Genomic DNA, 5,460 nt, shown 5'->3' with positions numbered 1-5,460 from the left:
CGTCGCGAGCCGAGCGCGCACCGAGCGCCGCCGACAGGTCTTCCGCGCCCCAGGTGAGCCCGGCAAGCCGCGCGCTGGTCCCGGCATAGGTTGCCGCCGCCAGCACGCCTGCCGGCGTTTCGGTGATGATCGGCAGGATCTTGATCGCGCCGTCGGCCAGGCCGTTTTCGGCCTCGCGCACCCTGAGTTTTGCCGATAGGTGCTGCACATCCTGGCCGCCGTTCGACTTGGGCAGCATGATGCCGTCGGGTTTCGCCGGAACCAGCGCCGCCAGATCGTTATCCGTCAGCCCGGTCGCGAGGTCATTGACCCTGACATAGATGGCGGAAGTCGTTTGTGCCCTGCGTTCCAGGATGAAGCGCGCCGCTACGCCGCGCGCCAGCGCCTTGTTGTGCGGCGCCACGGAATCCTCGAGGTCGACGATGACCACGTCGGCGCCGGCACCAAAACCCCTTTCCAGCTTCCTCTCGGAGTCACCGGGGACGAACAGCAGCGAGCGCATGATCAGGCTGCCTTCTTCAGCATCATCGCTTGCCTGGTGCATTTGGCGACGAGATCGCCATGCTGGTTGTAGGCGCGATGCTCGAATTCGACGATGCCGCGATCGGGCTTCGACCTGGACTCGCGCACCGAGATGACTGTCGTCTCGACGCGAACGGTATCGCCATGGAAGACCGGATGTGGAAACACGGTTTCCTTCATGCCGAGATTGGCCACCGTGGTGCCGACGGTGATGTCATTGACCGAAATGCCGATCATCAGCCCGAGCGTGAACAGCGAATTGACCAGCGGCTTGCCCCATTCGCTCTTGGCGGCGAAATCGAAGTCGATGTGCAGCGGCTGCGGGTTCAGCGTCATCACCGAAAACAGCATGTTGTCGCTTTCGGTAACGGTCTTGCGCAGCGTGTGCTGGAAGACATGGCCGACGACGAACTCTTCGAGATAAAGTCCGGCCATTTCTTTCTCCTCAGGTGCTTGACGGTTGATAGGCGCTGCAAATCAGCCTCGCAAGCCAGTTAATGAACATGGTGAACGGTTCGTAAACCAATTCTGCCTACGGTCGTCAGTGGGGTCGGAACCTTCCGGCAAGGGGCGTAAGCAGGCGGGCATGGTTGTTGTTTCGCATTTCCTGAAATGGATCTACACGGCCAAGGTGTCGGAGCGCGCCGCGGCGGCGAGCGCTCTGGCCCGAGCCTACATCAATTCCGAATTGCCCTTCGAGGACCGCTGCGCCGCAGAGGCGGCGCTGACACTGTTGCTCGACGATGCCTCGTCAAAGGTGCGGCTGGCGATGGCCGAGGCGCTGTCGATGAGCCAACACGCGCCAATGCAGATCATCAGCGTGCTGGCCTCCGACCAGCCGGAAGTCGCCGGCGTGGTGCTGGCGCGCTCGCCGCTGCTCACCGACGCCGACCTGATCAACCGCGTGGCTTCGAGTCCGAAGGCGACGCAAAAACTGATCGCAGACCGGCCGCTCGTCTCGATGGCGCTGTCAGCGGCCATCGCCGAGATCGGCGAGGCGGACGCCTGCGCCGTGCTGCTCGCCAACAGCGGCGCCGACATCGCCTCGCTCAGCTTCCGCCGCATGGCCGAACGGCATGGGCACCTGCCGCTGGTGCGCGAGGCGCTGATATCGGATGTCAGGCTGCCGGCCGACTGCCGGCATATGCTGCTCGTCAAGCTTGGCGAAATGCTGAAAACGTCGCCACTGGTGATGGCGATGATGGGCGCGGCGCGAGCCGACCGCGTCATGCGCGACGCCTGCGTCAAGGCTTCGGTGACGCTGATCGAAGGCACGCGCACGGAAGAACATGCGGCCCTGATCGAGCATCTCAGGCTGCGTGGCGACCTCACCGCGAGCTTCCTCATCCGCACCATCGCGCATGGCAAGGTCGATTTCTTCGGCTCGGCACTGGTTGCGCTCAGCCAGCAGTCCGAACAACGTGTGAGGGCGCTGCTGGCCGGCGGGCACGACGTGGCCTTGCAGGCATTGTTCCGCAGCGCCGGGCTCGCCGGCGCCACGCACGCCATCATCCTGCGTGCGCTGAAGATCTGGCGCGAGGTCGCCAACGGCAAGCGCGTCGCCGGTGTGCAGGAGGTAAGCTGGCTGATGCTCAAGGAAGTGGGCGGTCAATCCGCCGAGGGTGATCTCGCCGCCTTGGTCAAGTCGATCCATCTCGACGCGCTGCGCGAAAACGCACGCGGCCACGCGCTGGCGATAGCGGCCGCCTAGCCTTTATCCCTGGCGAAAAAATCCGGAAAATCCTCCATCGCGGCGGCGATGATGCGCAGCGATGCCGCGATCTGCAGCAATTCCCCGGTACCGTTTCGCTGGGCAATACCAGCCGCATATTGCCGGGCGACGGTGACGGTGGATGTCTGCGGATCGCCGGGGGCGCGGAAGAGCAGTTCGCGCGCCAGCCCTCTCAGGAAGTTGGCGATCGAAAGCGCGGTCTCGGATGGGATGGCATGGCTTTGGCTCGCATCGCGCAGCCGAAGGACCTCCAGGCCGACGGTGACGGCGGCGACGCCGCCGCCCAGAACCGCATCGCCTTTCTGACCGGCATTCTGCACCAGCGGCATCAATTGGTTGATGCGGTCGTAGGCGAGGCTCTCGAAGGCCGACCGCCTCGGCACCCGCTCATGCAGGCAAAGCCGCGCCAGATCCTCACGCATGGCGCGCACGATGCGGTTGGCCGCGAGCCATGGATCGGCCGGCAGCACGACGATGAAGACACCGATCGCCAGCAGGATGCCGACCAGGATCGACGCCGAACCGGCGAAGAAGGGTCCGGGATCGTAGGTCATCGCCTGGTGTGGACTGAGGAAGGCGAGAAAGTTGATGGCGAAAGCCGTCGCCACGCCGACATAGCGTGGATTGGCCATGGCCAGCGCCGTCGGCACCAGGATCGGCACGACAAACAGCATGAACCAGCCGAAGCCGGGCAGGGCAGGCAATGCGATCTGGCCGACGAGAAAGGCAAACGGCAGCGCCAGAAGCGTTCCCTTGAAGAAACCCCAGGCGACCTGCACAGGGTCGGGGCGAGCAGCAAACAGGCTCGACACGACGGCGACGAGAATGACCGTGCCGGCGGCTTCCGACCATTTCGTCGTCAACCAGAAGGCCGCGACCAGCAGCGTCGCAAGGGCAGCGCGCACCGCGTTGCGCGCTGCGCCGGCGTAATCGCGATGCACCACCAGCGCAGGCTGCCTGCTGCCCCTGGCCGGGCGCGTGGCAGGCGCACGCAGGGCATCGAGGCCGCGCAGCACCTGCTTGAGCGCATCGGCGAAATCGGCGGCAATGGTCAGGCGGGTGATCGTGCCGACCCTGTCGTCGCCCTGGTCGGTCGAGGCATCGGGCATTTGCCGGGCCTTGGCCGAGATGGTGTCGAGCCGCGCCACCCAAGGCGTGGTGTCGTCCAGCGCGCCGGGCTTCGTGGCCATTTCACCGACAAGGGCCTGCAACTCCGAACGCACCGGAATGAGCGCCGCATTCTTCGGAGCGGCATGCGAATGCAACGCACGTGCCGCCGACAGCGCCGAGAGCAGTTGTCCGATGGTGCGCCGGACCGGATGCGCGCGCGGCGCGAAGCTCGGCGCCTCGAGCCTGGCATAGGCGCGCATCTCGCCGAGCGTCTGGGTATCTGTGACCAGCTTTCGGTGCAGCGCGGACAGCGTTGCCGGGTCGCCGCCGGAGAACGCACCGCCGGCATAGGTGGCAAGATCGAGGATGCAGCGTTTCAGGCGCGAGACGATGGCGTCGCTGGCCAGTTTTGGCAGGATCAGCCGGCTGGTCAGGCCGGCGCAGACGATGCCGAGCACGATCTCGGCACAGCGCGCGACAGCGAGGTCGACGACGAGATGCGGCTGTCCGAAAGCGGGCAGGCCGATGATCATTGCGGTGTAGCCGGCCAGGGCGGCGCCATAGGCTTCCGGATTGCGCAGCAGCGACGAGACGAAGGTGCAGATGCCGATCCAGACGGCAAGCACAGTCACCAGCACCCAGGGGTTGGTGCCGAAAACGGTGGTGATGCCGATCGCGGCGATGCCGCCGACCAGCGTGCCGAGCAGCCGGTAGAAGCCCTTCGCCAGCACCATGCCGGCAACCGGCTGGGCGACGATGAACACCGTCATCATGGCCCATTGCGGATGGTCGAGCTTCAGCGCATAGGCTGCCAGCAGCGCGATCAAGCCGGCTGAAACGGTGCGCAAGGCAAAGATCCAGTCGGAGCGCGTCGGCTGCGTCAACCCGGCTAAACTCGTCTCGAAATAGCCTTTCAGCCGCGTCCTGGTCACATGCTCGTCTCCGCAACTGGAGCCTTGTTATGGACCGGCTGGCGGCTAGATATCCAGCACTTCCGTCTCGGCGAATTCGGCGCGTTCCTGGATGAACCGGAAGCGGGCCTCCGGCTTCGTGCCCATCAACGCATCGACGGCATCCTTGGTCGCCGTCTCGGCGTCGATTACATCGATCCTGAGCAGCGTCCGCTTCCTCGGATCCATGGTGGTTTCCTTGAGCTGGGCGGCCATCATCTCGCCCAGACCCTTGAAGCGGCCCAGTTCCACCTTGCCGCGCCCGGTGAATTCGGTGCGCAGGAGCTCGTCCTTGTGGGCGTCGTCTCGGGCATAGGCGACCTTGCCGCCTTGCCTGATCGAGTAAAGCGGCGGCACGGCGAGATAGAGATGGCCGCCACGCACCAGCGCCGGCATCTCCTGGTAGAAGAAGGTGATCAGCAGCGAGGCGATATGGGCGCCGTCGACATCGGCGTCGGTCATGATGATCACGCGGTCGTAGCGCAGATCCTCATCGCGGTACTTCGAACGCGTACCGCAGCCGAGCGCCTGGATCAGGTCTGAAATCTGTTGGTTGGCCGCCAGCTTATCGTTGCCGGCGCTGGCGACGTTGAGGATTTTGCCGCGCAATGGCAGCACGGCCTGGCTGGCGCGGTCGCGCGCCTGCTTGGCCGAGCCGCCGGCCGAGTCGCCTTCGACGATGAACAGTTCTGCACCGGCCGCGGCATTCTGCGTGCAGTCGGCGAGCTTGCCCGGCAGCCGCAGCTTGCGCACCGCGCTCTTGCGCGACACCTCTTTTTCCTGGCGCCGGCGCACCCGCTCGTCGGCGCGTGCGATCACCCATTCGAGCAGCTTCGAGGCTTCCTGCGGATTGTCGGCCAGCCAATGGTCGAACGGATCGCGGATTGCGGTCTCGACAATTCGAATTGCCTCGATCGTCGCCAGCCTATCCTTGGTCTGTCCGACGAATTCCGGCTCGCGGATGAACACCGACAGCATGCCCGCCGCTGAGATCATGACGTCTTCCGAGGTGACGATCGAGGCGCGCTTGTTGCCGACGAGGTCGGCATAGGCGCGCAGGCCTCGCGTCAGCACGTTGCGGAAGCCGGCCTCGTGGGTGCCGCCTTCGCCGGTCGGGATGGTGTTGCAGTAGGAATTGATGAAGCC

At 65.1% G+C, this 5,460-nt stretch carries 5 protein-coding genes; 1 reads left to right on the top strand and 4 read right to left on the bottom strand.

What is annotated here, in order from left to right:
- Nucleotides 1–502 (bottom strand): aldolase/citrate lyase family protein (locus EN925_RS21285; protein ID WP_245487260.1); only part of this gene is annotated, 502 nt, incomplete at its 3' end.
- Nucleotides 503–504: 2 nt separating this feature from the next.
- Nucleotides 505–957 carry a MaoC family dehydratase gene (locus tag EN925_RS21280; RefSeq protein ID WP_027162575.1) on the bottom strand — a complete coding sequence of 151 codons (453 nt, stop codon included), beginning with the start codon at nt 955–957 and terminating at the stop codon, nt 505–507.
- Between the two features lie 151 nt (nt 958–1,108).
- On the opposite strand from EN925_RS21280, the gene EN925_RS21275 reads away from it, so the two are divergent.
- On the top strand, nt 1,109–2,233 hold the full coding sequence (locus EN925_RS21275) for a DUF2336 domain-containing protein (RefSeq protein WP_063167881.1): 1,125 nt from the start codon (nt 1,109–1,111) through the stop codon (nt 2,231–2,233).
- Here EN925_RS21275 and EN925_RS21270 read toward each other — a convergent pair.
- Together EN925_RS21270 and EN925_RS21265 are read right to left on the bottom strand one after the other, a co-directional pair.
- The gene (locus EN925_RS21270) at nt 2,230–4,296 is read right to left on the bottom strand and encodes an FUSC family protein (RefSeq protein ID WP_127388424.1); all 2,067 of its coding nucleotides are present in this window, start codon (nt 4,294–4,296) and stop codon (nt 2,230–2,232) included. The genes EN925_RS21275 and EN925_RS21270 overlap by 4 nt on opposite strands.
- 45 nt (nt 4,297–4,341) lie before the next feature.
- The coding region (locus EN925_RS21265) for a toprim domain-containing protein (protein ID WP_245487259.1) at nt 4,342–5,460 on the bottom strand (1,119 nt) is incomplete at its 5' end.

This window comes from Mesorhizobium sp. M7A.F.Ca.US.006.04.2.1, assembly GCF_004022915.1.
Taxonomy (GTDB): domain Bacteria; phylum Pseudomonadota; class Alphaproteobacteria; order Rhizobiales; family Rhizobiaceae; genus Mesorhizobium; species Mesorhizobium ciceri.
The sequence above is the reverse complement of the archived record's forward strand: the minus strand, read 5'-3'. Positions and strand labels throughout refer to the sequence as shown.

Coding starts and splice junctions, on each gene's coding strand:
- EN925_RS21275 (WP_063167881.1), top strand. CDS start 1,109: ATGGTTGTTGTTTCGCATTTCCTGAAATGGATCTACACGGCCAAGGTG.
- EN925_RS21280 (WP_027162575.1), bottom strand. CDS start 957: ATGGCCGGACTTTATCTCGAAGAGTTCGTCGTCGGCCATGTCTTCCAG.